Source organism: Acidimicrobiales bacterium (genome assembly GCA_033344915.1).
GTDB lineage: Bacteria > Actinomycetota > Acidimicrobiia > Acidimicrobiales > Aldehydirespiratoraceae > JAJRXC01.
Genome location: JAWPML010000001.1, coordinates 685,518 through 712,256 on the forward strand (window position 1 = coordinate 685,518; position 26,739 = coordinate 712,256).

Consider the following 26,739-nt stretch of genomic DNA (forward strand, 5'->3'; position numbering starts at 1 on the left):
GCACAGTATGGATGGCGGACGGCTCCAGAGGACCAACGACCCGCTGGCGAGCGGTGTCATCGACCTGCTCGTTCTGCGCGTCGTCGCCGACGGGGAGACGTACGGCTACGCGATCGCCCAGACGCTCGAGACGCACGGCCTCACGGACGTAAGCGAGGCGACGGTCTACACCAGCGTGAAGCGGCTCGAGAAGAACGGACTGCTGAAGTCACGTCGGGAGGTCGCCGAGAACGGGAGGGCGCGGCGCTACTACGCGTTGACGACTCGTGGCCGCCGGGAGATCTCGTCGCGGTTGGCCACCTGGGACGCGTTGGCCAAGGTCGTGACGTCTGTGTTCGCGGCGGGCGATGGTGGCGACCCGTGAGCCGGTGGTCCCGAAAGCGGGCCGCGTCGGCCGGGCTGAACGATGCGGAGGCGCGCTACCTCGAAGACCTCGTGCCGTATCTGTGGTGGGTCCCGAAGCGGCCGCGACGTCAGATCGTCGCTGAGTTCGTCGAGGTGCTGTCGAGTCGCCCGGCGTCGGGCTCGCTGACCGATCTCGTCGCGGCGCTCGGTCGGCCCGAGGATGTGGCCGCGCGCCTGCGTCGGGAGGCGGGGTTCGGGAGACCGACCCCCTTGTGGCGCCGCTGGTGGTTGCAGTCGCACGCCTTCCACGCCGTGCAGGCCGCCGCGGTCATCGCGCTCGTCGTCGGGGTGATCTCGTGGCGGAGCTACTACGGCGCGACCCCGGAGTTCCACAATAGCTGCGGCGGGATCGCCGCTCCGGAGTACGAGACGCTCCAGGCCGCGGGAGAGACCGAGTACCGGACGACATGGCGGGAGCGGCAACGCTACGGGCTGCTGCTGTGTCCGTTCACCGATACGTCCGGGGTGACGATCGAGCGTGTCTTCGTCGACGTGCCGCCGGGGCTCTCGCTCCAGCCGGTCGGCTGGGAGCTCAACGTCGAGCGGCTCTCCAACACCTGGGTCGGGGACGCGTCGGCCAACCATCCTTGGCGGCCCGAGGACGTGCCCTGGCTGGGCGATGTCGTCGTTTGGTTCGAGACGGCGTACTGCAGTTTCAGTGGGAGCCTCTGGTTCGACACTGTCGACATCGAGTACCGGTACCGGGGGCGCACCCGCGTTGCGAACGTTCCGTTGGGCTACCTGATGTCGGTCGACTCGGCGGGCGCATGCACGGAGGAACGACGCGCTCTCGACGACGAAGGACGGGCAGCGTGGAAAGCAGCGGTCGAACCGTCGGTGCCTCGGAGCAGCTTCGACGGCATCGGGGAACTGGGGCTGTCGCCGGAATCGGTCAGCCGTGACCTGTGTCGGTACCTGACCGGCGTGGTGCCGCCGTCAGACCATTACAGCGAGTTCGAGCCGCTGGAGGCGCGGGCCGTGTTCCAGCTCGACGATCGTGACCTCGCGGAGACGCTGATCGACGGTGCGGTGCTGGGAATCTGCCCAGAGTTCGCGGACCGCCGCGAGGAACTCGTCGCGTTGCTGTCACGCTCGAACTAGGCGAAGCGGTTCACGGTGAGCAGGCGGCAATCGGTGACACGCTCGCCGGACTCGACCCACCAGGCCGGGTCGGGCTCGGCGACCTCGTCGACCCGCAGGGCCCGGATCCAGTGGGCCCGCTGGGCGAGCCGGGTGTCACCGTCGTAGAAGCCGATCGTCAGCTCGTAGGTCTGCACGGCCGGCGTGTTGTTGGTGACCGTCACATCGGCGTGCCACCGGCCGAGTTCGTCGCGATGGCAGCCGTCGAGGACGACGTCGCTCTGGGGCGGATGCTCGACGTCCATCGTGCGGGTGCCGACGCCGTCGACCTCCTCGTACTTGCAGGCGCTGAGCAGGAGAAGAGCGCCGATCGCGAGGGCGCCGGTGCGAAGGAGGGGGGATCGGTGGGGGAGTCTCATGTCCCCTCTATCGAGACCGGCCGCCCGCGCGGTTCACGGATCTCAGGAGAACGGCGCGCCCGGCTCGACCTTGCCGGCGGTGAACGCCCCGTCGACGACGAGATCCGTCCCCGAGACGTAGGAACTCTCGGCGCTCGCCAGCCAGACGATCGCGTTTGCGTAGTCGACCAGTTCACCCCGGCGGTTGAACGGCGGGATCGGGCGGTCGGGAAGGCGCTCGGTGCGGTCCTTCAGCCGTTCGATGGCCTCGGCGACGAACGGCGCGGACATCTCGCTGCTCCCACCTCCGGGGCAGACCGTGTTGACCCGGATGCCCTCGCGGCCGAGCTCGACGGCGGCGGCCTTGCTCAGCCCCCGCAGCCCCCACTTGCTCGAGGTGTAGGCCGCCACGCCGTTCGAACCCTCGATCGCGTCGATGGACGCCACGTTGACGATCGACCCGCCACCGAGCCGCTTCATGGGGTCGATCACGGCCTGGATGCCGAGGTACGGGCCGACCTGGTTGACGGCGACGATGCGCATCAGCACCGCGGGATCCATCTCGGCGATCGAACCGACGTCGAGGATCGCGGCGTTGTTGACCAGCACGCCCGGGTCGCCGAACCGTTCGATGGTGGCCCGCACCGCCGCCGCCCAATCGCCGGGCTCGGTCACATCCAGGTGCTGGTACGCCGCGTGGTCGCCGAGGTCGGCGGCGACCGCCCGGCCCTGCTCGTCCAGCACGTCGGCGAGGAGAACCCGGGCGCCTTCTTCCACGAACCGGCGCGCCGTGGCCTCGCCGGTACCGCGGGCGGCGCCCGTGATGATTGCCGTCGTTCCGTCCAGGCGTTGCGTCATGTCCGGACGTTAATCGCGCCGCGGAGCGCCGCCCGTGGGGCACGATGTCGGCATGCCGATCACCGTGCGCCGGATCCAGGCCGACGATGTGGACCTCCTGCGGCGAGTCCGGCTCGCGGCTCTGGCTGACACGCCCTCGGCGTTCGCGAAGTCGTACGACGAGGAGTCCGGGTACCCCGACGAGTTCTGGGCGGAGCGGGCCCGGTCCAACGCGTCGGGCGCCGCGCACACGACGTTCTTCGCGTTCGACGGCGAGGCGTGCGTCGGCCTGGTCGGCGGTCATGCGGCGGTCGACGGCGACCATGTCGACCTCGTGTCGATGTGGACCGACCCGGCGGCGCGGGGCACGGGCGTCGGCGCGGCACTGGTCGTGGCCGTCCTCGACTGGGCGGACGGCCGGGCCGTCGAGCTGTGGGTGACCCGCGGGAACGACGCCGCCCTCCGGCTCTACGAGCGCTGTGGCTTCGCCGAGACGGGTGATCACCAGCCGCTGCCGTCGGACCCGTGCAAGGACGAGATCAGGATGCGTCACATCGGCGGATAGGCGACACCCCGCCTAGGTTCGCGTCGTGGACTTCACGATTCCCGACGACATCGCCCAGCTGCTCGACGACCTCGATCAGTTCATCGAGGACGAGATCAAGCCGCTCGAACGCGAGAACGACAACATCCGGTTCTTCGATCATCGGCGCGAGAACGCACGCACCGACTGGGAGCGCAACGGCTGGCCCAACGAGGAGTGGGAGGACCTCCTGCGGGAGATGCGCCGTCGGGCCGACGCGGCCGGGTTCCTCCGCTACCACCTGCCGGCGCGCTTCGGCGGGTCCGACGGCTCGAATCTCGCCATGGCGATCGTGCGGGAGCATCTCGCGGCCAAGGGGCTCGGGCTGCACAACGATCTCCAGAACGAGAGTTCGGTCGTCGGCAACTTCCCGACGGTCCTCATGATGGAGCTGTACGGCACCGAGGAACAGCAGGCCGAGTGGATCCCGGCGATGCTCGAGGGGCGGGCCGGGATCGGCTTCGGACTCACCGAGCCGCTCCACGGGTCCGACGCCACGTGGATGGAGACGACCGCCTATCGCGACGGCGACGAGTGGGTCATCAGCGGCGCCAAGCGGTGGAACACCGGCCTGCACAAGGCCACCCACGACTTCATCTTCGCCCGCACGTCCGGCAAGGACGGCGACGCCGACGGGATCAGCTGCTTCATCGTCCCGACCGATACGCCGGGGTTCAACGTGGAGTTCATGTGGTGGACGTTCAACATGCCGACCGACCACGCGGAGATCACGCTGACCGACGTGCGCGTGCCCGACTCGAGTCGCCTCGGCGCCGAGGGTCGGGGCCTCGCGGTGGCCCAGACGTTCGTCCACGAGAACCGGATCCGCCAGGCCGCGTCGTCGCTCGGCGCGGCCCAGTACTGCATCGACGAGAGCGTGAAGTACAGCCGCGAGCGGGCGCCGTTCGGCAAGCCGTTGAGCCAGAATCAGGCGATCCAGTGGCCGCTCGCCGAGATGCACACGGACGCCGAGATGATCCGCCAGCTCATCCGCAAGACGGCGTGGGACATGGATCAGGGCACGGACCCGCTGTTCATCAGCGACAAGGTCGCGATGTGCAACTATCGGGCCAATCGGCTCGTGTGCGATGCCGCTGACCAGGCGATTCAGACCCACGGCGGGATCGGTTACAGCCGGCACATGCCGTTCGAACACATCTATCGGCACCACCGGCGCTACCGGATCACGGAGGGCGCCGAGGAGATCCAGATCCGCCGCGTCGCCCAGTTCCTGTTCGGCTTCTCCGGTCCCCGCAAGACCTCGCTCGGCCCCAGCTTCGCCAGTCGCTTCAACTCGGTGCAGAAGGGCGCCCCGGCCTCCTGGCTCGACTGAGGTGCTGCACCGAGAAAGTACTGGGGTCTGACCCCAGAAAGTATGGGGGTCAGGGGAGGCGTTGGAACCAGAGGAGGCTGAAGGTGGCGGTGAGGAGGGCGGCGGCGAGGGCGACGGCCATGAACTGTTCGTGGAGGTCCTCGCGGATGGGTTCCTCGCCGAGGGCGGTGCCGATGTCGCGGTAGACCTCGGCGAGGTCGGTGAACGAGTCGGTCGAGAAGAACTCGCCGCCGGTCGCCAGGGCGACGGTCTCCATCGTCACCTCGTCGACGGGCACCGGCTGGATGAGCGTGGTGCCGGGATTGTCGGGGTCCTCGATCTCGACCTCGCCGAACGGCGTGCCGAGCGCGACGGTCGTGATCTGCACGTCGGCGGCGACCGCTTCGGCGATCGCCTCGTCGACCAGACGGCCGACGGTGCGTTCGCCGTCGCTCAGGAGCACGACGACGGATGTCGGCTCGCCGGCGTCGTCGAGGATCGGCCGCCCGGTGTCCAGCAGCACCTGGACCGACGCCGCGATCGCGTCGCCCGTCGCGGTGAACGGTCCCAGCTCCAGTGCCTCGACCGCGCCGGCCACCGCGGCGCGGTTCGAGGTGGGCGCGACCTGGACGACGGGGAACTCGTCGAAGGAGATGAGCCCGACGTCGACCGAGTCGGGCACATCGGTGAGGAAGTCGAGCGCGGCCTGCTTCGCCGCGTCGAGTCGTGTCGGCTGCACGTCGTTCGCCTCCATCGAGAACGAGGTGTCGATGGTGAGGATGATCGTCGCCCGGAACGGGATCACCTCGCGGTGTGGACCGGCGAAGGCGGCGGTCATCATCCCGATCGAGACGAGGAACAGCACGGCGACGAGGTGACGCCGCCACCCCGGCCGTTTCGGCGCGACCGTGTCGAGGAGGCTGGTGTCCGAGAATCTCAGCGCGTAACGGCCCCGCCGGCGCTGCACGAGGACGTAGGCGAGCAGCAGGACGGCGACGCCGAGCAGGAGCCAGAGGCGGACCGGGTGGTCGAAGTCGATGTCCGGCATCAGTGCACCAGCGTCGTGGCGGCCCGGCTCCGCCGGCGCCGCTGGTCGACGAACCGGGCCAGGTCGATCACCCAGTCGCGGTCGGTACGGAGGACGAGATGGTCGGCGCGGGCGGCGCGCACGTCGCGGGCGTGGTCGGCGAGTCGCTGGCGGCCGGCTTCGGCGAAGCGATCCCGCACCTTCGCCTTGCGGGTGTCGACTTCGACGACCCGGCCGGTGGTGCGGTCACGCAGCTCGACGAGGCCGACGTTCGGGAGCTCGAGCTCGCGGGGATCGACCACCTCGATGACGAGGGTCTCGTGGCGCAGGGTCACGGCGCGCAGCGGATCGGCCCACCCGGGGCGGAGCAGGTCCGAGATCACGACGGCGAGTCCACCCCGCCGAGCCGGACTCGCCAGCCGGTGCAGGCCGGCCGCGAGGGTGCTGGTGCCCGCCTGGGGCTCCGACGTCGCGAGCCGGTGCAGGACCGCCATCATGTGGCGACGACCGGACCCGGGCCGGATGTCGTGCAGCCGGGCACCATCGTGGACGATGGCGCCGAGCCGGTTGCCGAGCCGGTCGGTCAACAGGCCGATCGCGGCGACGGCGGCGATGGCGAGCTCGGCCTTCGTGTGGCGGATCGTGCCGAAGTCGAGGCTCGGCGCGAGGTCGACGAGCACGGTGGTCTCCAGCTCCCGGTCCGCGATCGACTCGCGCACGTGGGGATCGCGCATGCGGGCCGTCACGTTCCAGTCCATGCGCCGCACGTCGTCGCCGGGGGAGTAGGCCCGCGCTTCGCCGGGCTCGCTCCCGAGGCCGGGGACCAGGCCCCGATAATCGCCCTGGAGCAGGCCGTCGAGGCGCCGGGTGACGTCGAGTTCGAGGCGGCGCAGGACCTCGCGGGTACGGGCCGGATCGTCGTCCGCGCGGAGGGAGAGGGCCGGGTTCACGCGGTGGGAACGTCCGTCGGGTGGGGTCGGCCCGGGTCCTGCGTCGTGGGCGAGACCATCGGTGCCGGAATCGTCGACAGCAGCCGCACGAGCACCTGCTCGACATCGAGATCGGCGGCGAGGGCCTCGTACGAGAGCACCAGCCGATGGCGCAAAACGTCGGGCGCCACGTCGAACACGTCCTGAGGAACGAGATAGTCGCGCCCTCGCAGCAGAGCCATCGCCTTGCCCGCGGCGATCAGGCCGAGAGACGCGCGCGGGCTTGCGCCGTATTCGATCATGCCGACGAGGTCGGGCAGGCCGTGGTGGCTCGGGTCGCGCGTGGCGATCACGAGGTTCACGGCGTAGTCGAGCGTCCCCTGGTCCACGATCACCGCGTCGGCCTGGCGCTGGAGATCGAGGACGATCTCGGGGCTCAGCACCTGGTGCGCGCTCGGCGGGTCGACCCCCATCCGGCGCACGATCTCCAGCTCCTCGTTCGGCGTCGGGTAGTCGATCACGACCTTCATCAGGAAGCGGTCACGCTGGGCCTCCGGGAGGGCGTAGACACCCTCGGACTCGATCGGGTTCTGGGTGGCCAGCACGAGGAACGGTGTCGGCACGGCGTGCGCCTCACCGCCGATCGTCACCTGGTGTTCCGCCATCACCTCGAGCAGGGCGGACTGCACCTTGGCCGGCGCCCGGTTGATCTCGTCGGCGAGGACGAAGTTCGCGAAGACCGGTCCGAGTTCGACGTCGAACTGCTCGGACGAGGCCCGGTAGATCCGGGTGCCGGTGATGTCCGCCGGCAGCAGGTCGGGCGTGAACTGGACGCGGGCGAACGACCCGCCGGTGGTGTCGGCAAGCGTGCGCACCGCAAGGGTCTTCGCCAGGCCGGGCGGCCCCTCCAGCAGGCAGTGGCCGCCGGCGACGAGGGCGACGAGGAGGCGTTCCATCAGCCGTTCCTGGCCGACGATGACCCGTCGCAGTTCCACCAACGCTCGCTCGAGCGAGGGCAGATCCTCGCTGTTCTCGCTCATTCCGGCTCCTTCACGAGATTCCTTCACACAGGCTTTCGCCCCATTGTGGTGCGGTCACCACCGTGACAGACCTGGCAGTCAACCTGGCGCACGATAAGCGCAACCGAAAGACACGGACAGGTAGCGTCTCGACGATGCGGATCCTGGTTGTCGACGACGAGGTCGAACTCGCCGATGCCGTCGCGCGTGGTCTTCGTCGCGAGGGGTACGCCGTCGACACGGCGAACGGTGGCATCGAAGCGCTCGAGAAGGCGGCCCTCGTGCCCTACGACCTGGTCTGTCTTGATCTCACGATGCCCGACATGGACGGCCTCGAGGTGTGCGAGCGCCTCCGCGAGGATCCCCCCGAGGGCGAGGCGCCCCGGGTGCTGATGTTGACGGCCCGTGACTCCGTCGAGGACCGCATCGGTGGTCTCGATCACGGGGCCGACGACTATCTCGTCAAGCCGTTCGCGTTCGGTGAGCTCACCGCGCGGGTCCGTTCGCTCCTGCGTCGTGAGGCGGCGCGAAGCGGGTCCACCCTGGTCGTCGGTGACATCGAGCTGGACGACACGAAGCACCGGGCCCGCCGCGGCGGTCGTGACCTCGAGCTGACCGCCAAGGAGTTCGCCCTGCTGCGCTACTTCATGGCCCACGTCGATCAGGTCCTGTCCCAGGAGCACCTGCTCGAGCACGTCTGGGACGAACACGCCGACCCGTTCACCAACACCGTGCGGGTCACCGTCGGCACCCTGCGGCGAAAGCTCTCGCTCGACGACGAGCCCCAGCTGATCGAAACGGTGATCGGTTCGGGCTACCGCCTCGTCGATCCCGACGCCGAGCCGTCGGAAGCCGAGGGCGGATGACCGAAGCCGCGCCGCGTCTGCACGGCTGGGCGGGATCGATCCGGTTCCGGCTGACCGTGCTGTACTCCGTGCTGCTGTTCGGACTCGCGACGGTCGTCGTCGGCCTCATCTACGCCGGCGTGGCCCGCAGCCTCGAGAAGCAGAACGTCTCGCGCACCGAGGAGTGGGTCGCGATCTTCGAGGACCAGCAGGGCCGCGTGGGGATCGCGACGGTGGAGACCGAGCAGCCGGACTATCTGCTCCTGTTCGAACGGGCGGTCAACGAGCAGGCACTCGACCAGCTCCGCACCTACGCCTTCGGGGCGCTGGGGCTGTTGTTCGTCGGAAGCCTCTTCGTCGGCTGGTTCGTCGCCGGTCTCGTGCTGCGTCCCGTGCGGCGGATCTCCGATGTCGCGAAGGAGATCGAGGCCACCGATCTGTCGCGTCGCATCGAGCTCGACGGCCCCGAGGACGAGCTCAAGGAACTGGCCGACACGTTCGACGGGATGCTCGGCCGCATCGACGATGCGTTCGAGTCGCAACGGGAGTTCATCCACGAGGCGAGCCACGAGCTGCGCAATCCGCTCGCCGTGATCCGCACCAACATCGACGTCGCCCTCGGCGATCCGGATGCCTCCGCCGAGGATCTCCGCTCGGTCGGCGAGGTCGTCGGCCGCTCCGCCGAACGCATGTCCACCCTCGTGGACGACCTCCTCCTGTACGCCCGCCACGGCACCCGCGAGATCCGCCGGGAGGACGTGGACCTCGTCGCGGTCGTGAACGACCTCGTCGAGGAGTTCGGCGCGGCGGCCGAGGCCAACGGGCTCGATCTCACGGCGGACGTCCCCGCCGTCGCGCTCCCGGTGCGCGGCGACGGTCAGGCCATCCACCGGGCCGCCGCCAACCTCGTCGCCAATGCCGTGCGCCTCGCTCCGGCCGGCACGACCGTCACGGTCGCGGCGGCCGACGAGGGCCGCTGGGTCACGCTCGCCGTCATCGACGAGGGTCCCGGCATCGACACGGAGGATCAGATGCGCGTCTTCCAGCGTTTCTGGCGGGGGGACAAGACGGCCGCCCGCGTTGCCGGCCGATCCGGCCTCGGGCTCACCATCGTCCGCCAGATCGCCGAAGCCCACGGCGGCCGCGTCGAGCTCGAATCCACCCTCGGCACCGGCTCGCGCTTCACCCTGCGCTTCCCCCGCACCTGAGGTGAAGCGGGGTCAGACCCCCGCTTCACCTCAGGTGCGATCAGCCGAGGCAGAACTCGTTGCCTTCGGGATCGCGCAGCACGATCCATCGCTTCTCGTCGTTGCCCCGCCAGATCGGACTCCCGTCAGGCGTCTCGCCGTCCTCGAGCGTGGCGCCGAGGCGCAGGAGGCGTCGGACCTCCTCGTCCGGGTCGGGCGAGGCGAGGTCGAGATGGATACGGGTGTCGGTCCGGGGCTCCTCGACCTGCAGGAACAGGAGATGGCGCACGCCGCGAGGGTCGTTCTTGGTCAGACGGGTGCGGCTGTCGTTCGCTTCCGGATCGACGGAGTAACCCGTGGCCTCGGCCCAGAACCGTCCCAACGACAACGGATCTCGGCACTCGAAGGTGATGTTCAGGATGAAAGCGGTCATGAGATGGGTTGGGTGTTCCGACGGAGTGGGAGAATCGTTTTCATTCGATTTTCTCCCCTCCTTACGAATCCTTTCACTTTCAACCCGTACCTTCTGCACATGGATCGAGACCCATTCGAGCCTCCGCACGGCGAGGTTCCCCCCACCTCGCCGGGCTGGTCCGCCGATGAGCGGTCGCTTCCCCCGACAGCCGCAACGGATGTTCCCCCCACCGTTGCGGTGCCGTATCCCCCCACGGCAAGCGGAAGCGACCGCCCGGCGGACCCCAACCCGCCGGCTCCGATCCCCGTGCCGCCCCCGCCTCCGGCGCCGATCTCGGCTGCTCGTCCCACCCCCGGGCTCACGCACCCGCCGGTGGCCGCCAATCCACCCCGACCCGGCAGCACCCAGCCGCTGACGGGTCCCCCGAACTCGCCACCCCCACCGGGTGCGTTCGGTCCACCGCCTCTCGGACCGAAACGCCGCCGGTGGAGGGTGGCGCTGGTTGTGCTCGCCGTCCTCGCGATGGCGAGCACGCTCGTCGCGGCCGGCATCATCATCGGCGACTCGCTCAACGACGAGGTCGCGACCACGAGCCCGACGCCGGTCGACCGTCCGGTGCAGGACGCCGGCTCCGACGGGAACAGCACGCCGTTCCTCCCCATCGAACCCGGTCCGCTCGCCGGCGAAGAGGGTGAGGAACCCGTGGCGGATGTCGCCAGCGCCGTCTCGCCGTCGGTCGTCCTGATCCGAACGAACGAGGGTCAGGGGTCCGGCATCGTGTGGGACGCGGCCGAGGGCTACATCGTCACCAACGACCACGTCACGGCCGATGCCGACACGGTCATCGTCCAGTTCGGCGACGGCAACCGGGTGTCCGGCACCGTGGTCGGGGGCGATTCGGCTCGCGACATCGCGGTCGTCCAGGTCGATCCGGAGGAAGTCGAGCTCGTGGAAGCCGTGTTCGCGCCGACGGAGACCGTGGAGGTCGGCCAGCTCGCCGTCGCCATCGGCAGTCCGTTCGGTCTCGACCAGTCGGTCACCGCCGGCATCGTCTCCGCGGTGAACCGCATCAACAGCTACGGCGGCTCCGACCCGAGCAACCCGGTCGACGTGGAGATGATCCAGACGGACGCTCCGATCAACCCGGGCAACTCCGGCGGCGCGCTGGCCGACCGCGAGGGTCGGGTCATCGGGATGAACACCCAGATCCGCACGGACGGCGTGTCCACCGGCAACGTCGGCGTCGGCTTCGCGGTGCCGTCCGACACGATCGTCCTCATCGCCCAGCGAATCGTCGACGGGGAATCGCTCGAGCTCGCCCACCTCGGCGTGAGCGGCGCGACCCCGGCCGACGGCACCGTCGGGGCGCTCGTCCAGTCGGTTGTCGCCGGCGCTCCGGCGGCCAACGCGGGACTCCAGTCCGGCGACCTCATCGTCAGCCTCGACGGCGAGCTCATCAGTTCGATGGCCGAGCTGTCCGCCGAGGTGAAGCTCTACCGACCCGGTGACCAGGTGCAGATCGAGATCCTGCGCGACGGCGAGCGCCTCGAAACCACCGTCACCCTCGGCAGCAGCTGACCCGACACCGCTCGGCCCTCCCCTCCCCGTTCTGTGAGTAGAAGTCAGCACCCCGTGCTGACTTCTACTCACAGAACGGAGTGTCACACGGGCGGTACATGCTGGCGGCATGAGGGATGAACACCAGACCCTCGCTCGGGTGGCTGCGAGTCAGTACGGCCTCCTCTCGAATCGACAGATCGCGTCGGCCACGGGGTGCCCGTCGTCCGCACAGCGCCTCGTGCGGACGGGACTGCTCGAACGCCGTCAACGGGGCGTCTATGCGATGTTCGGCACGCTTCCGCGTTGGGAGGCCGATCTCATGACCGTCGTGCTGTCGGCGCCGCGCCTCGTGGCCGGGAGCCACCGAGCGGCCATACGGCTCTGGGGCTTGCGGTCCATCGACGACGAGATCGAGGTCAGCGTGCGTTACCCGGGTGACCTTCGCAGCGATCGGGCGATCGTTCATCGGAGTCGAGATCTGACCGAGCATGATGTCACCTTCATCGAGGGCGTTCCCGTCACCTCGATGGCCCGCACCCTGTGTGACGCCGGCCTGATCTTCGGGGAAACTGAAGTCGTGCGAATGGGTCACCACGCGCTCGCGAAGGGTGTGCTCACGCCGGCCGAGTTGCAGCGCTACAGGGAGCGGGTTGGTCGCCGGGGCCGGACCGGCGTCGGGGCGATCGACCGGCTTCTCGCATCGCTCCCGCCGGGCGTCGACAGGGCGGACTCGGGCCCGGAGATCGAGATGGCGTCCCTCGTTCAGCGGTACGACCTTCCCGCGCCCGTTTGGCAGCATCCGGTCGTCGCGCGCGGGAATCGCTACGTGCTCGACTTCGCGTATCCCGAGCAGCGGCTCGCGATCGAGTACGACGAGTATCTCGAGCACACCCGGCCGGAGAAGTGGGCCGCCGACAAACAGCGTCAGAACGATCTCGTCGAGGTCGGCTGGACGGTCATCCGCTTCGCCTGGACCGACCTCCGCGACCGCCCCGACGCGGTAGCGCGAAGGATCCGTTCGTTCCTGGTTCTGTGAGTAGAAGTCAGCACCTGGTGCTGACTTCTACTCACAGAACCGGAAAGCGGGGCCGGTAGGATCCGGCTCGCATGTTGCTCATACTCATCATCGCCATTGCCGCGGTCGCCATCGTCGGCGTGTCGGCATTCGTTCTGCTCCGGGACCGACGCGACGACCTCGTCATCGACGATCCGGCGCCGACGGCCGTCGAGCCAGCGGCCGACACGGTCCCCGTGGTGGAGGAGGCGCCCAGGCCCACGTTCCGCGACCGCCTCTCGACGGCCCGGTCGGCCCTCGGCGGCTACCTCGGATCCGTCTTCACGGGCGGCAAGATCAGCGCCGAGACGTGGGACGACCTCGAAGAGGCGCTCATCCGGGCCGACGTCGGCGTCACCACGTCGGCCTCGATCATCGATGCGGTCCGCGAGAAGGTGGCCGAGGGCGGCATCGAGGACACCGGCGAACTCCCGGCGCTCGTGAAGGCCGAGATCGTGGCTCGCCTCGAGGGCTTCGACCGGAGCCTGTCAGCCGACACGGTCGCGGCGGGCGGCGAACCCGGACCCGCCGTCTGGCTCTTCGTCGGCGTCAACGGCGTGGGCAAGACCACCACGATCGGCAAGCTCGCCCATCGTGAATCCGCCGACGGCAAGACGCTCGTCCTCGCCGCCGGCGACACCTTTCGCGCCGCGGCCGCCGAGCAGCTCACCATGTGGGCCGAGCGCAGCGACGTGGACATCGTCCGCGGCGCCGAGGGCGCCGACCCCAGCTCGGTCGTCTTCGATGCGGTCGAGCGGGCCGGAGCCCGCAACGCCGACATCGTGATGGCCGACACTGCGGGTCGCCTCCAGACCAAGACGAACCTCATGGAGGAGCTCGCCAAGGTGCGGCGCGTGGCCGAGAAGGGCGTCGGCACCGTCACCGAGACCCTGCTCGTCATCGACGCCACCACCGGTCAGAACGGCATGTCGCAGGCCCAGCAGTTCGCCGAGACGGCGGACGTCACCGGCGTCGTGCTCACGAAGCTCGACGGCTCCGCGAAGGGCGGCATCGTCATCGCGATCCACTCCGAGCTCGGCGTGCCCGTGAAGCTGGTCGGCCTCGGCGAGGGGATCAACGATCTCGTGGACTTCGATCCGACCGAGTTCGTCGACGCCCTCTTCGAGTAACCGCCGCCAGCCCGTCCGCTCAACCGGCGAACGACACACCGCAGGCCTGGAGCTCCCGGTCGAGCTCCACGATCGACTCGTCCACGACGGCGGTGTCGGTGTTGTCGCGAGCGGCGTCGTATGCCTCGGGCCAGTCGAACACCTCGAACTGCTGGCCGGCGACGAAGGCGAAGTCGGACAGGAAGTTGACGGCGTCGCGCAACTCGAACGGCGCGGTCGTCTCGACAGCGTAGAGCGCCTCCTTGGCCGCGTCGTAGTCCCCGGCGGTCGCCGACTGCGCGGTGCCCGCGAACAGCGGCTCGAGCCCGGCGAGCCCCTGGGCCCCGCTGCACCACGCGGCCGAATCGAAGTCCGGCTCGCGGGTGCCGTCCCCCCGGGCCACGATGGCGGCGATCGCGAATCCGACGATCAGGGCACCGATGATCAACCACTGGCGGGGGGAGAGCTCCATGGCCGCGCAGGCTAGCGGGGCGATCTGCAACGTCTCGGGTCGGCGTTACGCTCAGCAACCATGTTCGAGACGCTGTCCGATCGCTTCGACTCCATCTTCAAGGGCATCCGCGGACGCGGGAAGCTCACCGCCGACGACGTCGACGAGACACTGCGCGAGATCCGTCGAGCCCTGCTGGAAGCCGACGTCAACCTCGACGTCGCGAAGAACCTCACGGGCCGGATCCGTGAGCGGGCGGTGGGGGAGGAGCTCTCGAAGGCCCTCAACCCCGGTCAGCAGATCGTCAAGATCGTCCTCGAGGAGCTGACGGCCAGCCTCGGTGGCGAGGCGATGAAGATCACCTACGCCTCGAAGCCGCCCACGGTCGTGCTGATGGCCGGCCTCCAGGGTGCGGGCAAGACCACCAACACCGGCAAGCTCGCGGCCTGGTTCAAGAAGCAGGGCCGCAATCCGTTGCTCGTCGGCGCAGACCTCCAGCGCCCCGCCGCCGTCGAACAGCTCCGCACCCTCGCCGGCCAGGTCGGCGTGCCCGTCTTCTCCGAGCCGACCGATCCGGTCGACGTCGCCCGCAAGGCGATCGACGAGGCGAACCGCATCGGTCGCGACGTCGTCATCGTGGACACCGCCGGTCGTCTCGCCATCGACGAGGAGCTGATGGCGCAGGTCGGCCAGATCTCCGCCGCGGTCGAGCCCGACTACACGTTCCTCGTGGTCGACGCGATGACCGGTCAGGACGCGGTCACCGTCGCCCACGCCTTCAACGAGACGCTTGCGCTCGACGGCGTCATCCTCACGAAGCTCGACGGCGACGCCCGCGGTGGTGCCGCGCTCTCCGTCAAGGAGGTCGTGGGCAAGCCGATCGCGTTCGCCTCGACCGGTGAGAAGCTCGAGGACTTCGAGACGTTCCATCCCGATCGCCTTGCCAGCCGCATCCTCGGCATGGGCGACATGGAGACGCTCATCGAGAAGGCCGAGGAGGTGTTCGAGCAGGAGCAGGCCGAAGAGGCCGCGGCTCGGATGCTCGAGGGCACGTTCACGCTGGAGGACTTCCTCGAGCAGATGCAGCAGGTCAAGAAGATGGGCCCGCTCGGCAACCTGATGGGGATGATGCCCGGCCTGCCGAAGGAGGCGAAGGACGTCGAGATCGACGATCGCCAGATCGCCCGCATCGAGGGGATCATCCACTCGATGACACCGGCCGAACGCATCGATCCCGATGTCATCGACGGGTCTCGTCGCCAGCGCATCGCCGTCGGTTCGGGCGTGCAGCCCAACGAGGTCAAGCAGCTGCTCGACCAGTTCGGGCAGATGCGCAAGATGATGAAACAGTTCGCCGGGTTCGGTACGAAGAAGATGAACCCGAAGGCCCGCAACAAGGGCAAGAAGGGCAAGAAGCGCAAGGGTGGACGCGTGACGGAGAAGGGTCAGGCGAAGGTCCCGAAGACGCCGCTGTCGCTGCCGGGCCTCGAAGATGCCCTCTCCGGTCTGGACGACGGCGACCTGCCCGGGCTGAACTGATCCGCATGGATCGGGCCCCAGGGTTGGAAGTCCCCATCCGGCCAGATTGAATTGTCTGGTTGCCCGGCCCCGATTCGCCGCGCCGACCCTCTTTCACCAACTTCCAGGAAACGAACCACACATGGCCGTCAAGCTCCGCCTCATGCGGATGGGCAAGAAGAAGCAGCCCACCTACCGCGTCGTCGCCGCCGACTCCCGCTCGCCCCGCAACGGGCGTTTCATCGAGATCATCGGCACCTACGAGCCCCGTCAGGATCCGTCGGTCATCAAGATCGACAACGAACGGGCCGTCCACTGGCTCCAGCACGGCGCCCAGCCGACCGATCGGGTGGCCAAGCTGCTGAAGATCAGCGGTGCGTGGACCGAGCACACCGGCGAAGCCGTCGACGCCGCAGTGCCCACCGCGGCGCCGAAGAAGAGCAAGAAGCAGCTCGAGAAGGACGCCGAGGCTGCCGAGGCGGCCGAGACCCCGTCGCCCGAGCCCGAGGCCGCCGCCGACGAGGCCGACCAGGCCGATGGGGCCGTCGCCGAGGCGCCGGACGAGCCGGCCGCTGACGACGCAGGAGAAGAAGAGTGAGCTCCGAAGCGGCCAAGGCCGTCTGCGAATACGTCGTCAAGCAGATCGTCGACGATCCCGACGCCGTGAACGTCGAGCTGTCCGATCGTGACGGGGGCTTCCGCCTCGACGTCACCGTCGGCGACGGCGACATGGGCCGGGTCATCGGCAAGCGGGGCCGTGTGGCGTCCGCGATCCGCACCGTCGTCCGGGCCGCCGGCCACGAGGACGACACCACGATCGACGTCGAGTTCGTCGACTGAGTTCGACGCCGCGTCCGATGCTCGAGGTCGGACGCATCACCCGCCCGCACGGCGTGCGCGGCGACGTCAACGTCCTGCTCACGTCGAACCGCACCGAGCGGGTCGCCAAGGGTTCGGTGCTGCACACCGAGGACGGTCCGCTGACCGTTCGTTCGTCGCGCCCGCACAAATCCGGCTTCATCGTCACGTTCGCCGAGTGCACCAGTCGCGAACGGGCCGAGGAGCTGCGCGACACGATCCTGCGGGCCGAGCCGATCGACGATCCCGACGAGCTCTGGGTCCACGAACTGATCGGCGCAACGGTCGTGGATGGCGACGGGATCGAGCGGGGTCGGGTCACCCAGGTGCTCGAGAACCCGGCCAGCGACATCCTCGAGACCGACGCCGGCCACCTCGTGCCCGTGCAGTTCGTCACCGACATCGACCCTGGCGTGCGGGTCGATGTCGACACGCCCGCCGGGCTCTTCGATCTCGACGACGACGGTGAGGCGGGCCGATGACGCTGCGGATCGACGTGTTCTCGATCTTCCCCGAGATGGTCGACCACGGCGCGGGCGAATCGGTGATCGGCCGGGGACGGCGTGAGGGCCACCTCGACATCCGCGTCCACGACCTGCGGATGACGACGACGGACGTGCACGCCACGGTGGACGATGCCCCGTTCGGCGGTGGCGCGGGGATGGTGATGATGCCCGAGCCGCTGTTCGGCGCCGTCGAAGCCGTCGACCCGCCCCGCCCGCTGCTCTACCTGTCGCCTGCAGGTCGCACGTTCGACCAGGGGATGGCCCGCGAGCTGGCCGAGTCGGGCGGCTTCTCGTTGCTGTGCGGCCGGTACGAGGGTGTGGACGAGCGGGTGCGGGAGCACCTGGTCGACGACGAGGTCTCCGTGGGCGACGTGGTGCTCGCCGGGGGAGAGGTCGCCGCCCTCCTGATCATCGAGGCGGTCGGCCGTCTCGTGCCCGGCGTCCTCGGAAACGACACGTCGACCGACGACGAGTCGTTCGCCGACGGGCTGCTCGAGTATCCGCACTACACCCGCCCCGCCGAGTTCCGGGGGTGGGCGGTGCCCGAGGTACTCCGTTCCGGCGACCACGCCAGGGTCGCCCGCTGGCGCCGGGCCCACGCGCTCCGACGGACGCTGGATCGCCGTCCCGACCTGATCGAGGCCCGTGGCGGCCTCACCGCCGACGACCAGAAGATCCTCGACGAGTTCGATCTCCAGGACCCGCCCCGCACGGGTGGTTGTTCGGCCCCTCGCCCCTAGACTCGATCCTCGGCCCGGGTCCACAGGACCCGCCCCCTGATTCGTTCTTTCTCACCACGGAGCCTGCGATGCAGCCCACCGATCTCGTCGACAACCTGAGCCTCCGGGACGACATTCCCGACTTCGCTCCGGGCGACACCCTCAAGGTCCACGTGAAGGTCATCGAGGGCAACCGCCAGCGCACCCAGGTGTTCGAGGGAGCCGTCATCCGCCGTCAGGGTTCGGGCCTGCAGGAGACCTACACGGTCCGCAAGCTCAGCTTCGGTGTCGGCGTGGAGCGGACGTTTCCCCTGCACTCGCCCATCGTGGAGAAGATCGAGCTCGTCTCCCGCGGCGATGTCCGCCGGGCGAAGCTGTACTACCTGCGCGATCGCATCGGCAAGAGCGCGAAGATCAAGGAAAAGCGCGACAACTAGTCGCCCCAGGGGCTGTCACAGGCCCTTCCTACGATCGTTCCCATGGACCGATCACGTGTCGCACTGGGTGCGTGGGGTGAAGCCCGCGTCGCCCGCCACTACGAAGCTGCCGGCTACGCCGTTCTCGACCGCAACTGGCGGGTGAAGGGCGGCGAACTCGACCTCGTTGTCGGCCGCGGCGACGAGATCGTCTTCTGTGAGGTCAAGACGCGTTCGTCCGACCGCTTCGGCCACGCAGCCGAAGCCGTGGGCTATCGCAAACAGCAATTCCTCCGTCGCACCGCGGTCTCCTGGCTCGACGCCAACGACCGGCGTGGTCGCATCCGGTTCGACGTGGCGACGGTGACCCCCGCCGGTGTGGCCGTGATCGCCGCCGCCTTCTGAGGGCGACCGGAGGTCAGGTGTCGGTGATGCGGCGAGCCAGCCGGTCGGCCTCGCCGCCCAGACCGGGCAACTGCACCTCGAGTGCGCCGGCCTTGCGGGCCGCGAGGTCCACGACGATCTCCTCGACCTCGAGCCAGGTGCGGGCCCGCAGCCCGTCGAAGTCCCGGTTGTACGGCTGGTCGAACACGATCACGGTGTTGCCCTCGGCCCGCAGCCCCTCGATGTTGTGCGGGGCGTCGTCGATGTAGCAGTCCGCTTCGACCTCCGGCTTGGCCCCGAGGAAGCAGATGTCGCGGTACGGGATCCGGTGCTGGTCGAGCCACGTGACGGTGTCCGCGATCGCCGCGGCGTGTCCCCAGTTCGTGTAGAGCCGGTGGGTCACGACGCGGATCCAGACACCGGCATCGGAGAGACGCCACAACGCATCCGCCGCGCCCTCCATGGGAGGGAGGGACGCGAGCATGCGCAGGTCGTTCACCGCGTACTGGTGGAGCCGGTTGAAGTCATCGACCGACAGGTCCCACTCGCGGAAGTCCCAGCTGCGGGTCAGCGGCAGCGTGTCGGCCGCGACGTCGCGGTCGGCGGCGACGACCTCCCGGAATCCGAGGGTGTAGTCCGCGACGACTCCGTCGAGATCGACACCGAAGACGAACGGTGGTGTCATCCCCCGAGGGTGACACATGCGAGAGTGGTCGGCATGCCCGGACTACGCCTCGGAATCGACATGGACGGTGTGATCGCCGACTTCAACGCGGGATGGACCCACCGCTACAACCGCGATTTCCCGGGTCGAGATCTCGCGAGCGGGCACGTCGTCGAGTGGGACGCGCCGGTGGGCCTGACCCACTTCGGGTCGATGTCGGCGTTCTGGCGGTGGGCGAGGACGTGCGGGGAGGGCCGAAGTCTCTTCCACGGACTGGAGCCCTACGACGGCGCGATCGAGTCACTGCGGGCGATGGACGACGCCGGCCACGACATCGTGATCCTGACGACCAAGCCGACGTTCGCGGTCGAGGACACCCACGACTGGCTCGTCCGTCACGACGTGCCGACGGCGGAGATCCACATCCTCGACGACAAGACGCTCGTCGAGTGCGACGTCTATCTCGACGACGCCGTCCACAATCTCGAGGCGCTCCTTCAATCGCACCCGCAGGCGGCCGTTTGCCGCTACGTGCGGCCCTGGAATGATCCCGTCGCGGGCGCGGTCGACGTCGCCGGATGGACGGATTTCCGCGCCGTGGTCGACCACGTCGCGCGACAGTCCGGGCCTGGTGAAGCGAACGGCTGACACCGGGGCTACTGTTCCGGCAACGACACTCCCTGGAGGGAACCCCATGAGCAAGAACCTGCTTCGGTTGCTGGCCATCGTGCTGGCGTTCGGGCTCATCGCCGCCGCGTGCGGCGATGACGACACGTCATCGTCCGGTGACGATTCGTCCGACGATTCGTCCGGTGACGACTCGTCCGGTGACGATTCGTCCGGTGACGATTCGTCCGGTGACGATTCGTCCGGTGACGACTCGTCCGGCGACGACAGTGGCGACGACGGCATGTCCGACATCCCGGCCGACTGGCCCGAGAAGATCACGTTCGGCTTCGTGCCCAGCCAGGATCAGGCCACGCTGCAGGACAACATCGAGCCCTTCATCTCCGTGCTCGAGGAAGCGCTCGGCATCGAGGTCGACGGTGTCGTCACCACCGACTACACCGGCCTCGTCACGTCGATGGGCACCGACCAGACCGATCTCGGCGCCTTCGGCCCGTTCGGCTACACGCTGGGCAAGGACGAGTTCGGCAACATCGAGCCGCTGATCCAGTCGGTTCGCTTCGGTTCGGCCACCTACCACGGCCAGTGGTTCACGAACGATCCGTCGATCTGCCAGGAGGGCACCCTGACCGAGGCGACCGCCCTCGAGAACCACGACGGCGAGATCGTGCAGGTCCCGGCCCTCGAGGCCGTTGCGCTGCAGGTCGGCGTCCAGTTCGGTGACGACGGTCCGGAGTACGGCAAGATCAACGACAACGGCGACGAGATCAGCGCCGGCTGGAGCTGCATCGGCGACCTGTCGTCGGTTGCCGGCGAGACCGTGGCCTTCACCACCGAGACCTCGACCTCCGGCTACCTGTTCCCGGCGCTCGAGCTCACCGAGCTCGGCATCGACCCGGCCACCGGCGTGAACCCGGTGTTCACCGGCGGCCACGATGCCGCCGTGACCGCGGTCTACGACGGCAGCGCGAAGTTCGGCCTGTCCTTCGACGACGCCCGCAGCACCATCGACGACGTCAACGCCGACGTCGGTGAGAACGTCATCGTCTTCTCGATCACCGACGAGATCCCCAACGACGTGGTTGCCGTCCGCACGGCGCTGCCGCAGACCCTGAAGGACGCCATCTACGGCGCCATCGAGGCCTACCTCGACACCGAAGAGGGCGAAGCCGTGTTCGACGAGATCTACAGCTGGACGAGCATCGCGCCGGCCAGCGACTCGGACTTCGACATCGTGCGTGAAGCCGCCGCCGCACTCGGCATCACCGAGCCGCCCGGCTGATCACCCGGCGGCCCTGCCGCCATCTCGTGACAGTCACCGGCTGCGGTCCGCTTCGGCGGCCCGCAGCCGGTGGCGGTTCCGACCCGCTACCCACCACCCACGTAGGCGACGAAATGATCGAACTCAGCGACGTGTCCGTCACCTATCGAGGCGGCGTGAAGGCACTCCGCAACGTCGACCTCACCATCGAGGACGGCGAGTTCGTGGTGGTCGTCGGTCTCTCCGGTGCCGGCAAGTCCACCCTGCTGCGGGTCCTCAACGGACTGGTTCCCGCCACGGGCGGGTCGGCCAAGGTCGACGGCATCGAGGTGGTCGGCGCGTCCGGCGCGGCGCTGCGACAGGTGCGTTCGCGCATCGGCATGATCTTCCAGACCTTCAATCTCGCCGAACGCACGACCGTGCTCAACAACGTCCTGATGGGCCGGCTCAGCAATGTGCCCGCGTGGCGCTCGACCATCGGTCTCTGGCCCGCGGCCGACCGGGAGATCGCCCTCGAGGCGCTCGAACGGGTCGGCATCGTGGAGAAGGCCTACGTCCGGGCATCGAACCTGTCCGGCGGGCAGCAGCAGCGGGTCGGCATCGCCCGCGCCCTCGCCCAGCAACCCACGCTGATGCTCGCCGACGAGCCGGTCGCGGCACTCGACCCGGTCACGAGCCGCCAGGTGATGGGCGACCTCGCCCGGATCAACACCGAGCTCGGGATCACCACCCTCATCAACCTCCACTATCTCGACCTCGCCCAGGAGTACGGCCAACGCCTCATCGGACTCCGCGCCGGCGAACTCGTCTTCGACGGCAACATCGCCGACGTCGACGACGACACGTTCCGCGAGATCTACGGCCGCTCGATCACCACCGGCGACATCCTCGCCGACAACGACACGTGAGCGAGGCGGTCGTCTCCGGCACCGGCGCGCGCCCGGCCAAGCCGCGGCGCAATCCGCTCACCTATCTCGTCGTCGCCGCCCTCCTCTGGTGGACCTGGTACGCCGCCGGTCAGGTCGGGTTCCGCTGGTCGACCTTCGTCGACGTGTGGACCAATCCGCTGTGGGAGAAGTTCTGGCCGATCCCGTGGGACTGGGTGCTCGACCGCGGCAACGTCATCGATCCACTCGTCGAGACCTTCCAGATCGCCATCGTCGCCACGGTGATCGGATGCGGGCTCGCGCTTCCCGCGGCCTTCGCGATGAGCCGGCTGACGACGCCGAACAGCCCCGTCTACTGGATCAGCCGCGTGTTCATGAGCGTGGTGCGGGCGGTGCCCGATCTCTTCTGGGCCAAGATCCTGGTCACGGCGATCGGGATCGGTGCGTTCGCCGGTGCCTGGGCCCTCTCCATCTTCTCGTTCGCGGTCATGGTGAAGCTCTTCTCCGAGACGATCGACGGCGCTGACGACGGGCCGCTCGAAGCCGCGCGGGCCGCCGGCGCCCGCCATGTCCCCGCGGTGCGAACCGGCGTGCTCCCCACCGTCCTGCCGTCGTACGTGGCCTACGCCCTCTATGTCTTCGAGTTGAACATCCGGGCCTCGATCGTGCTCGGTCTCGTCGGTGCCGGCGGCATCGGTCGAGTGGTCGAAGCCCAGCGGAGCTTCTTCCGGTTCGACCGCATCCTCGGCATCCTCGTCCTCGTCTTCGTCGTGGTCTTCGTCATCGAGCAGATCAGCGTCGCCCTGCGCCGGAGGCTCGTCTGATGACGGCGACGTTGCCGCCGGAGTCGGCCCCCGAATCGGCCCCCGAGCCGGTGTCGGGGCGGCCCGCCCGACCGCTCGGCCCGCGTCTGACGCGGGTCGGTCTCTTCGTGTTCGTCGCGGTGGCCTTCGTGTGGGGCTTCAGCGGCCTCGACGCCTCGTTCGAACGGCTGCGTACCGCCCCCGGCGACGCATGGCAGATCGTCCGGTTGATGTGGCCGCCCGACTTCGCGACCGAGATCGACCGCGGCGTCATCGGCAAGGTCCTGGAGTCGGTCTACATCGCCTGGGTCGGCACGGTGATCGCCGCAACCCTCTCGCTGCCCCTGGCCTTCCTCGCCTCGAACAACATCTCGCCGAGCTTCATCCGCCTGCCCATCCGCCAACTGTTCAACGTGATCCGCGCGGTGCCCGAGCTCATCGTCGCCGTCGTCCTCCTCGGCGTCGTCCCGCTCGGTCCGTGGGCCGGCGCCCTCGCCATCGGCCTGCACTCGATCGGCACGCTCGGCAAGCTCGCCAGCGAGGAGATCGAGTCGGCCGACCACGGTCCGGTCGAGGCGGTCGAGGCGTGCGGTGGCACCTTCGTCTCCCGCGTGCGATGGGGTGTGCTGCCCCAGGTGATGCCCCAGATCACGAGCTACTGGCTGTTCCGCTTCGAGATCAACGTCCGGGCATCGGCCGTGCTCGGCATGATCGGCGCCGGCGGCGTCGGCTCGGAGCTCATCGCCCAGTTGAACTTCCGGAACTTCCCCGAGGTGGGGGCGGTCCTGATCATCACCATCGCCGTCGTCGTGTTCATCGACACGGTCTCCTCCGCGATCCGCAAGCGCATCATCGCCGGCGGGAACGCGGGCGACCCGTCCCGCACCGCGGAGATGCTGCGGGACCTCGTCGGTCGGCGAGCCTCACGCCTGTGATGCTCAGTGTCGTGATGCTCAGTCGTCGTTGACGATGATCCCGATGCCGAGTCCGAAGAAGCTCGGATCGAGCGTCGCCCCGGAGGGGTTCGAGAAGGCGAGGACTGCCCACTCCCCGAGGTAGGCGGGCGGCTCGAAGTCGGTGTCGCCGATGATGTCGACCTCCACCGTCTGCAGCGTCTCACCCGGGAGGAAGGTCACGGTGCCGCTCAGCGGCCCGACATAGTCCACGCCCGGCACCGCGATCGTCGGATCGGAGAGGATCTCCACCGACGAGTAGTCGACGGTGATGGTGCTCGCGGAGGGATTGGAGAGCGTGACGGGCACCTCCAGCGTCGTGGTGCCGACGTCGCCCTCGTGGGCGATGGCGAGGCCCGGCGTGATCGTCGTCGGGTCGTCGTCGAGGATCGTGCCGAAACCGAGCCCCCACACGCCACCGATGTTGGTGTTGGTCGGCGTGTGGAACTGCACGACCAGGAGCTCGTCGCCCTCGAAGACGTCATCGCCGTTCACGGTGATCGACACCACCTCGTCGGTGTCGCCGGGCAGGAACGTGACGGTGCCTGACGCGCTGGTGAAGTCCGACGGGCTCGTCGCGGTGTTGTCCAGTGTCGTCCACTGCGCCGAAACGGTGAGGTTCGAGGCGACGTCGAGGGTCACCGGGATGTCGACGGTGACGGTGCCGCTGTCGCCCTCGGTGACGCTCGCGCCGCCGGGGATCAGCAGTGTGGTCTGCTGGAAGGTCGCGGTGTAGGTGCTCGGCGACGAGCCGATCGTGATGTCGCGAGCGCCGGGTCCGCCCACGTTCCAGCTGCCGAAGATGTAGGGAAGTCCACCGGACTGCTGGCTGGGCGCGGTGATCGGGAGTGTCCAGTTCTCCCACATCGTCTGCACGCTGGATCCGGTGATGGTCTCCCCGGCAACGGTCACGTCGAGCCCGCTGGGCACCGTGTCGAACGTGGCCGAGACGAGCACGGGATCGACGAACTCGGACACGGTCGCCGTCAGGCCCCAGGAATCGGTGGCCGTCAGCAGCACCTCGACATAGCTGTTCGTCGTCGATGCGAGATCCTCCGGTTCCGGCGCCTCGATGGTGAGGTTGTTGCCCACGGTCGGGTTCAGGAACGGGTGGTAGTGCACATTGTGGTGCTGGCGCACCTCCCACGAGAGATCGAGGTCCGTGAGGGCGCCGTCCTCCGGGTCCGTCGCCGAACCCGTCAGCGTGAGGGTCTCACCGACGGCGAACTCGTCGGCGGGCGCGGGGGTGATGATGGTCGGCACCGGCGGGAAGTTGCCGGCGTCGACGCGCAGCGACGTGGTACCGGTCGCGCCGTTGCCGTCGTCGACGGTGAGGCTGACGTCGTACACGCCGGCGACCGTGAACGCGTGGGTCGGTGTCGCCGAGGTGTCGATCGGGGAGCCGTCGTCGAAGTCCCACTCGTAGGTGAGCGTGTCGAGGTCGGGATCGAAGCTGCCGGTGCCGTCGAAGCTCACGTTCAGCGGCGTCGCCCCGTAGGGCGGCGTGGTGGCGACGGCGTCCGCGATGGGCGTGCGGTTGGCGCTGCCCACGTAGGAGATCCGGCGAACCTCGTTGTTGCCGCGGTCGAGGTAGTACAGGGCCTGCGTGGAGCCGTACGGGCCGAACGCCATCTCGACGACGGTGTTGGCCTCCGCCCACTCGTTGTGCTGATAGGCGGACGTGGGTGGGGTGCAGAGCCGGCAGTCCGCACCGCCCGGATCCATCTTGTAGATGTGGCCGAGGACGAAGTCGGCGTAGAGGAACGCGCCGTCGTACTCGGCGGGCCACACGCCGTCGGGCACGAACGCGCCACCGGTGATCGCCGCGCCGCCCCCCGACGGGTGCTCGTACCAGTGGATGGGATCGGTCTTGCCGACGACCGGAGCACAGTCCGTGTTGGACCCGAACTTGCACGGTCCTTCACGCGACGGCCAGCCGTAATCCGCGCCCGGCACCGTGACCTCGTCGATCGACTCCCAGACGTCCTGGCCGACGTCGAGGACGTAGAACCGCGTGGTGGCCGAGTTCGGGTCCTTGGCGAACCGGAACGGGTTGCGGTGGCCGAGGGTGTAGATCTCCTGGCATTCGGCGTTGGCCGGGGAGCCGGCCGGGGGTACGCCGTCCACGTTGCAGCGCACGGAGTTCGGGCCGTTGAACGCGTTGCCGCCCGGCGGGATGTCGCCGTCGTCGGTCAGTCGCACGATCTTGCCGGTGAGGAAGTCCACCTCGTCCGCTTCACCCTTGTGTCCGCCGTCGCCGATCGTGACGTAGAGGTAGCCGTCGGGGCCGAACTCCATGTCGCCCGCGTTGTGGTGCCAGCGCCGCAAGTAGGGCGTGTCCATCATCACGAGCTCCGAGTTGGGGTCGATGATGTTGCTGGGCGGGAGCTCGAACCGCGAGATGCGGTTGACCGGGCTGTCGGGGGTGAACTCGTTGCAGGTGCCGTACTTGTTGTACGTGAAGTAGAGATAGATCCAGTTGTTGCTGACCCCGAAGTCGGGGTGGACGGCGACGCCACCGAGTCCCCGCTCGACGTTGGTGCACAGGGTCGGTCCGAGGTCGATCGCCGGCGTGGCGATCAGGTTTCCGGCGGCATCGACGATGCGGACCTCGCCGAGCTTGCTCGTGACGATCATGCGACCGTCGGGCGTCCATGCGAGATCGGTCGGCTGGGTGACACTCACGACTGGCAGGTCCTCGAACCCTGCCGGGATCCCACCGTGACCGGTCGCCGGTGCGGCGCCGATCAGGGCGGTCAGCGCCGCAACCAGCGCGAACACCACACCGCTCGCAACGGTGCGCTTCCCTGTCGACATCGTCGTCTCGCCGTTTTGTCCACGCATTCGCCTCGGTGCTCCCTCTCGACGCCGGGCGCCTACCCGGACCCCTCAAGGGAAACACGTTCCGGCGTCCGATGCGAGTTCGGCGAGC

General features: G+C 68.8%; 30 protein-coding genes. 21 read left to right on the forward strand and 9 right to left on the reverse strand.

Annotated features, from left to right (window positions below; genetic code table 11):
* Positions 1 to 7: 7 nt before the first annotated feature.
* Positions 8 to 364, forward strand: a complete 357-nt coding sequence (locus R8F63_03290; protein ID MDW3217614.1) for a PadR family transcriptional regulator — start codon at positions 8 to 10, stop codon at positions 362 to 364.
* Positions 361 to 1,506, forward strand: coding sequence for a hypothetical protein (locus tag R8F63_03295; protein MDW3217615.1), 1,146 nt, complete (start codon positions 361 to 363; stop codon positions 1,504 to 1,506). The genes R8F63_03290 and R8F63_03295 overlap by 4 nt, the downstream gene beginning before the upstream one ends.
* Here R8F63_03295 and R8F63_03300 read toward each other — a convergent pair.
* Together R8F63_03300 and R8F63_03305 are read right to left on the reverse strand one after the other, a co-directional pair.
* Positions 1,503 to 1,904, reverse strand: coding sequence for a hypothetical protein (locus tag R8F63_03300; GenBank protein MDW3217616.1), 402 nt, complete (start codon positions 1,902 to 1,904; stop codon positions 1,503 to 1,505). The genes R8F63_03295 and R8F63_03300 overlap by 4 nt on opposite strands.
* 42 nt (positions 1,905 to 1,946) lie before the next feature.
* Positions 1,947 to 2,741, reverse strand: coding sequence for a glucose 1-dehydrogenase (locus tag R8F63_03305; protein MDW3217617.1), 795 nt, complete (start codon positions 2,739 to 2,741; stop codon positions 1,947 to 1,949).
* 52 nt (positions 2,742 to 2,793) lie between these two features.
* On the opposite strand from R8F63_03305, the gene R8F63_03310 reads away from it, so the two are divergent.
* Both R8F63_03310 and R8F63_03315 read left to right on the forward strand, forming a co-directional pair.
* Positions 2,794 to 3,285 (forward strand): GNAT family N-acetyltransferase, encoded by a 492-nt coding sequence (locus R8F63_03310; protein ID MDW3217618.1) that lies wholly within the window; start codon positions 2,794 to 2,796, stop codon positions 3,283 to 3,285.
* A gap of 25 nt (positions 3,286 to 3,310) precedes the next feature.
* A complete protein-coding gene (locus R8F63_03315; protein ID MDW3217619.1) occupies positions 3,311 to 4,636 on the forward strand; it encodes an acyl-CoA dehydrogenase family protein in 1,326 nt (441 codons plus the stop codon).
* 49 nt (positions 4,637 to 4,685) lie between these two features.
* Here R8F63_03315 and R8F63_03320 read toward each other — a convergent pair whose 3' ends face one another.
* The 3 genes from R8F63_03320 to R8F63_03330 are packed head-to-tail and all read right to left on the reverse strand — an operon-like array spanning position 4,686 to position 7,611.
* Positions 4,686 to 5,663: a VWA domain-containing protein gene (locus tag R8F63_03320; protein ID MDW3217620.1), complete on the reverse strand. Its 978-nt coding sequence runs from the start codon at positions 5,661 to 5,663 to the stop codon at positions 4,686 to 4,688.
* Positions 5,663 to 6,592 (reverse strand): DUF58 domain-containing protein, encoded by a 930-nt coding sequence (locus R8F63_03325; protein MDW3217621.1) that lies wholly within the window; start codon positions 6,590 to 6,592, stop codon positions 5,663 to 5,665. The genes R8F63_03320 and R8F63_03325 overlap by 1 nt, the downstream gene beginning before the upstream one ends.
* Positions 6,589 to 7,611: a MoxR family ATPase gene (locus tag R8F63_03330; GenBank protein MDW3217622.1), complete on the reverse strand. Its 1,023-nt coding sequence runs from the start codon at positions 7,609 to 7,611 to the stop codon at positions 6,589 to 6,591. The genes R8F63_03325 and R8F63_03330 overlap by 4 nt, the downstream gene beginning before the upstream one ends.
* A 134-nt stretch (positions 7,612 to 7,745) precedes the next feature.
* On the opposite strand from R8F63_03330, the gene R8F63_03335 reads away from it, so the two are divergent.
* Together R8F63_03335 and R8F63_03340 are read left to right on the forward strand one after the other, a co-directional pair.
* On the forward strand, positions 7,746 to 8,456 hold the full coding sequence (locus R8F63_03335; GenBank protein MDW3217623.1) for a response regulator transcription factor: 711 nt from the start codon (positions 7,746 to 7,748) through the stop codon (positions 8,454 to 8,456).
* Positions 8,453 to 9,643, forward strand: coding sequence for an ATP-binding protein (locus R8F63_03340; GenBank protein ID MDW3217624.1), 1,191 nt, complete (start codon positions 8,453 to 8,455; stop codon positions 9,641 to 9,643). The genes R8F63_03335 and R8F63_03340 overlap by 4 nt, the downstream gene beginning before the upstream one ends.
* 40 nt (positions 9,644 to 9,683) lie before the next feature.
* On the opposite strand, the gene R8F63_03345 is transcribed toward R8F63_03340, so the two are convergent.
* Positions 9,684 to 10,055 (reverse strand): VOC family protein, encoded by a 372-nt coding sequence (locus tag R8F63_03345; GenBank protein ID MDW3217625.1) that lies wholly within the window; start codon positions 10,053 to 10,055, stop codon positions 9,684 to 9,686.
* Between the two features lie 474 nt (positions 10,056 to 10,529).
* Here R8F63_03345 and R8F63_03350 point away from each other — a divergent pair, with 474 nt between their 5' ends.
* The 3 genes from R8F63_03350 to ftsY all read left to right on the forward strand — a co-directional run bounded on the left by R8F63_03350 (position 10,530) and on the right by ftsY (position 13,781).
* The gene (locus R8F63_03350) at positions 10,530 to 11,615 is read left to right on the forward strand and encodes a trypsin-like peptidase domain-containing protein (GenBank protein ID MDW3217626.1); all 1,086 of its coding nucleotides are present in this window, start codon (positions 10,530 to 10,532) and stop codon (positions 11,613 to 11,615) included.
* Between the two features lie 109 nt (positions 11,616 to 11,724).
* Complete coding sequence (locus R8F63_03355) at positions 11,725 to 12,633, forward strand: DUF559 domain-containing protein (GenBank protein MDW3217627.1); 909 nt, start codon at positions 11,725 to 11,727, stop codon at positions 12,631 to 12,633.
* Positions 12,634 to 12,704: 71 nt separating this feature from the next.
* Positions 12,705 to 13,781, forward strand: coding sequence for a signal recognition particle-docking protein FtsY (gene ftsY, locus R8F63_03360; GenBank protein MDW3217628.1), 1,077 nt, complete (start codon positions 12,705 to 12,707; stop codon positions 13,779 to 13,781).
* Positions 13,782 to 13,800: 19 nt separating this feature from the next.
* On the opposite strand, the gene R8F63_03365 is transcribed toward ftsY, so the two are convergent.
* Entirely contained in the window at positions 13,801 to 14,232 is a 432-nt protein-coding gene (locus R8F63_03365; protein MDW3217629.1) for a hypothetical protein, read from the reverse strand.
* A gap of 60 nt (positions 14,233 to 14,292) precedes the next feature.
* Here R8F63_03365 and ffh point away from each other — a divergent pair, with 60 nt between their 5' ends.
* The 7 genes from ffh to R8F63_03400 all read left to right on the forward strand — a co-directional run bounded on the left by ffh (position 14,293) and on the right by R8F63_03400 (position 18,633).
* Positions 14,293 to 15,750: a signal recognition particle protein gene (gene ffh, locus R8F63_03370; GenBank protein MDW3217630.1), complete on the forward strand. Its 1,458-nt coding sequence runs from the start codon at positions 14,293 to 14,295 to the stop codon at positions 15,748 to 15,750.
* 121 nt (positions 15,751 to 15,871) lie between these two features.
* Positions 15,872 to 16,327, forward strand: a complete 456-nt coding sequence (gene rpsP, locus R8F63_03375) for a 30S ribosomal protein S16 (protein ID MDW3217631.1) — start codon at positions 15,872 to 15,874, stop codon at positions 16,325 to 16,327.
* Complete coding sequence (locus tag R8F63_03380; GenBank protein ID MDW3217632.1) at positions 16,324 to 16,569, forward strand: KH domain-containing protein; 246 nt, start codon at positions 16,324 to 16,326, stop codon at positions 16,567 to 16,569. Before rpsP ends, R8F63_03380 begins: the two co-directional genes overlap by 4 nt.
* A 17-nt stretch (positions 16,570 to 16,586) precedes the next feature.
* On the forward strand, positions 16,587 to 17,069 hold the full coding sequence (gene rimM, locus R8F63_03385) for a ribosome maturation factor RimM (protein MDW3217633.1): 483 nt from the start codon (positions 16,587 to 16,589) through the stop codon (positions 17,067 to 17,069).
* Entirely contained in the window at positions 17,066 to 17,833 is a 768-nt protein-coding gene (gene trmD / locus R8F63_03390; protein MDW3217634.1) for a tRNA (guanosine(37)-N1)-methyltransferase TrmD, read from the forward strand. The genes rimM and trmD overlap by 4 nt, the downstream gene beginning before the upstream one ends.
* Positions 17,834 to 17,901: 68 nt before the next feature.
* Positions 17,902 to 18,249: a 50S ribosomal protein L19 gene (gene rplS, locus R8F63_03395; protein MDW3217635.1), complete on the forward strand. Its 348-nt coding sequence runs from the start codon at positions 17,902 to 17,904 to the stop codon at positions 18,247 to 18,249.
* Positions 18,250 to 18,291: 42 nt separating this feature from the next.
* The gene (locus tag R8F63_03400; GenBank protein ID MDW3217636.1) at positions 18,292 to 18,633 is read left to right on the forward strand and encodes a YraN family protein; all 342 of its coding nucleotides are present in this window, start codon (positions 18,292 to 18,294) and stop codon (positions 18,631 to 18,633) included.
* A gap of 13 nt (positions 18,634 to 18,646) precedes the next feature.
* Here the strand turns inward: R8F63_03400 and R8F63_03405 are convergent, their stop codons facing one another.
* A complete protein-coding gene (locus R8F63_03405) occupies positions 18,647 to 19,297 on the reverse strand; it encodes a hypothetical protein (GenBank protein MDW3217637.1) in 651 nt (216 codons plus the stop codon).
* 33 nt (positions 19,298 to 19,330) lie between these two features.
* On the opposite strand from R8F63_03405, the gene R8F63_03410 reads away from it, so the two are divergent.
* The 5 genes from R8F63_03410 (at position 19,331) to phnE (R8F63_03430) (ending at position 23,789) form a co-directional block, all read left to right on the forward strand.
* A complete protein-coding gene (locus R8F63_03410; protein MDW3217638.1) occupies positions 19,331 to 19,924 on the forward strand; it encodes a hypothetical protein in 594 nt (197 codons plus the stop codon).
* 46 nt (positions 19,925 to 19,970) lie between these two features.
* Complete coding sequence (locus R8F63_03415; GenBank protein ID MDW3217639.1) at positions 19,971 to 21,185, forward strand: PhnD/SsuA/transferrin family substrate-binding protein; 1,215 nt, start codon at positions 19,971 to 19,973, stop codon at positions 21,183 to 21,185.
* Between the two features lie 113 nt (positions 21,186 to 21,298).
* A complete protein-coding gene (gene phnC, locus R8F63_03420; protein MDW3217640.1) occupies positions 21,299 to 22,072 on the forward strand; it encodes a phosphonate ABC transporter ATP-binding protein in 774 nt (257 codons plus the stop codon).
* Positions 22,069 to 22,875 carry a phosphonate ABC transporter, permease protein PhnE gene (gene phnE / locus R8F63_03425; GenBank protein MDW3217641.1) on the forward strand — a complete coding sequence of 269 codons (807 nt, stop codon included), beginning with the start codon at positions 22,069 to 22,071 and terminating at the stop codon, positions 22,873 to 22,875. Before phnC ends, phnE (R8F63_03425) begins: the two co-directional genes overlap by 4 nt.
* Positions 22,875 to 23,789, forward strand: coding sequence for a phosphonate ABC transporter, permease protein PhnE (phnE, locus tag R8F63_03430; protein MDW3217642.1), 915 nt, complete (start codon positions 22,875 to 22,877; stop codon positions 23,787 to 23,789). Before phnE (R8F63_03425) ends, phnE (R8F63_03430) begins: the two co-directional genes overlap by 1 nt.
* An 18-nt stretch (positions 23,790 to 23,807) precedes the next feature.
* Here phnE (R8F63_03430) and R8F63_03435 read toward each other — a convergent pair whose 3' ends face one another.
* Entirely contained in the window at positions 23,808 to 26,651 is a 2,844-nt protein-coding gene (locus tag R8F63_03435; protein MDW3217643.1) for a PQQ-dependent sugar dehydrogenase, read from the reverse strand.
* Positions 26,652 to 26,739 lie beyond the last annotated feature (88 nt).

Coding starts and splice junctions, on each gene's coding strand:
- R8F63_03290 (MDW3217614.1), top strand. CDS start 8: ATGGATGGCGGACGGCTCCAGAGGACCAACGACCCGCTGGCGAGCGGT.
- R8F63_03300 (MDW3217616.1), bottom strand. CDS start 1,904: ATGAGACTCCCCCACCGATCCCCCCTCCTTCGCACCGGCGCCCTCGCG.
- R8F63_03305 (MDW3217617.1), bottom strand. CDS start 2,741: ATGACGCAACGCCTGGACGGAACGACGGCAATCATCACGGGCGCCGCC.
- R8F63_03310 (MDW3217618.1), top strand. CDS start 2,794: ATGCCGATCACCGTGCGCCGGATCCAGGCCGACGATGTGGACCTCCTG.
- R8F63_03320 (MDW3217620.1), bottom strand. CDS start 5,663: ATGCCGGACATCGACTTCGACCACCCGGTCCGCCTCTGGCTCCTGCTC.
- R8F63_03330 (MDW3217622.1), bottom strand. CDS start 7,611: ATGAGCGAGAACAGCGAGGATCTGCCCTCGCTCGAGCGAGCGTTGGTG.
- R8F63_03335 (MDW3217623.1), top strand. CDS start 7,746: ATGCGGATCCTGGTTGTCGACGACGAGGTCGAACTCGCCGATGCCGTC.
- R8F63_03340 (MDW3217624.1), top strand. CDS start 8,453: ATGACCGAAGCCGCGCCGCGTCTGCACGGCTGGGCGGGATCGATCCGG.
- R8F63_03345 (MDW3217625.1), bottom strand. CDS start 10,055: ATGACCGCTTTCATCCTGAACATCACCTTCGAGTGCCGAGATCCGTTG.
- R8F63_03355 (MDW3217627.1), top strand. CDS start 11,725: ATGAGGGATGAACACCAGACCCTCGCTCGGGTGGCTGCGAGTCAGTAC.
- ftsY (MDW3217628.1), top strand. CDS start 12,705: ATGTTGCTCATACTCATCATCGCCATTGCCGCGGTCGCCATCGTCGGC.
- R8F63_03365 (MDW3217629.1), bottom strand. CDS start 14,232: ATGGAGCTCTCCCCCCGCCAGTGGTTGATCATCGGTGCCCTGATCGTC.
- ffh (MDW3217630.1), top strand. CDS start 14,293: ATGTTCGAGACGCTGTCCGATCGCTTCGACTCCATCTTCAAGGGCATC.
- rpsP (MDW3217631.1), top strand. CDS start 15,872: ATGGCCGTCAAGCTCCGCCTCATGCGGATGGGCAAGAAGAAGCAGCCC.
- rimM (MDW3217633.1), top strand. CDS start 16,587: ATGCTCGAGGTCGGACGCATCACCCGCCCGCACGGCGTGCGCGGCGAC.
- trmD (MDW3217634.1), top strand. CDS start 17,066: ATGACGCTGCGGATCGACGTGTTCTCGATCTTCCCCGAGATGGTCGAC.
- rplS (MDW3217635.1), top strand. CDS start 17,902: ATGCAGCCCACCGATCTCGTCGACAACCTGAGCCTCCGGGACGACATT.
- R8F63_03400 (MDW3217636.1), top strand. CDS start 18,292: ATGGACCGATCACGTGTCGCACTGGGTGCGTGGGGTGAAGCCCGCGTC.
- R8F63_03405 (MDW3217637.1), bottom strand. CDS start 19,297: ATGACACCACCGTTCGTCTTCGGTGTCGATCTCGACGGAGTCGTCGCG.
- R8F63_03410 (MDW3217638.1), top strand. CDS start 19,331: ATGCCCGGACTACGCCTCGGAATCGACATGGACGGTGTGATCGCCGAC.
- R8F63_03415 (MDW3217639.1), top strand. CDS start 19,971: ATGAGCAAGAACCTGCTTCGGTTGCTGGCCATCGTGCTGGCGTTCGGG.
- phnC (MDW3217640.1), top strand. CDS start 21,299: ATGATCGAACTCAGCGACGTGTCCGTCACCTATCGAGGCGGCGTGAAG.
- phnE (MDW3217642.1), top strand. CDS start 22,875: ATGACGGCGACGTTGCCGCCGGAGTCGGCCCCCGAATCGGCCCCCGAG.
- R8F63_03435 (MDW3217643.1), bottom strand. CDS start 26,651: ATGCGTGGACAAAACGGCGAGACGACGATGTCGACAGGGAAGCGCACC.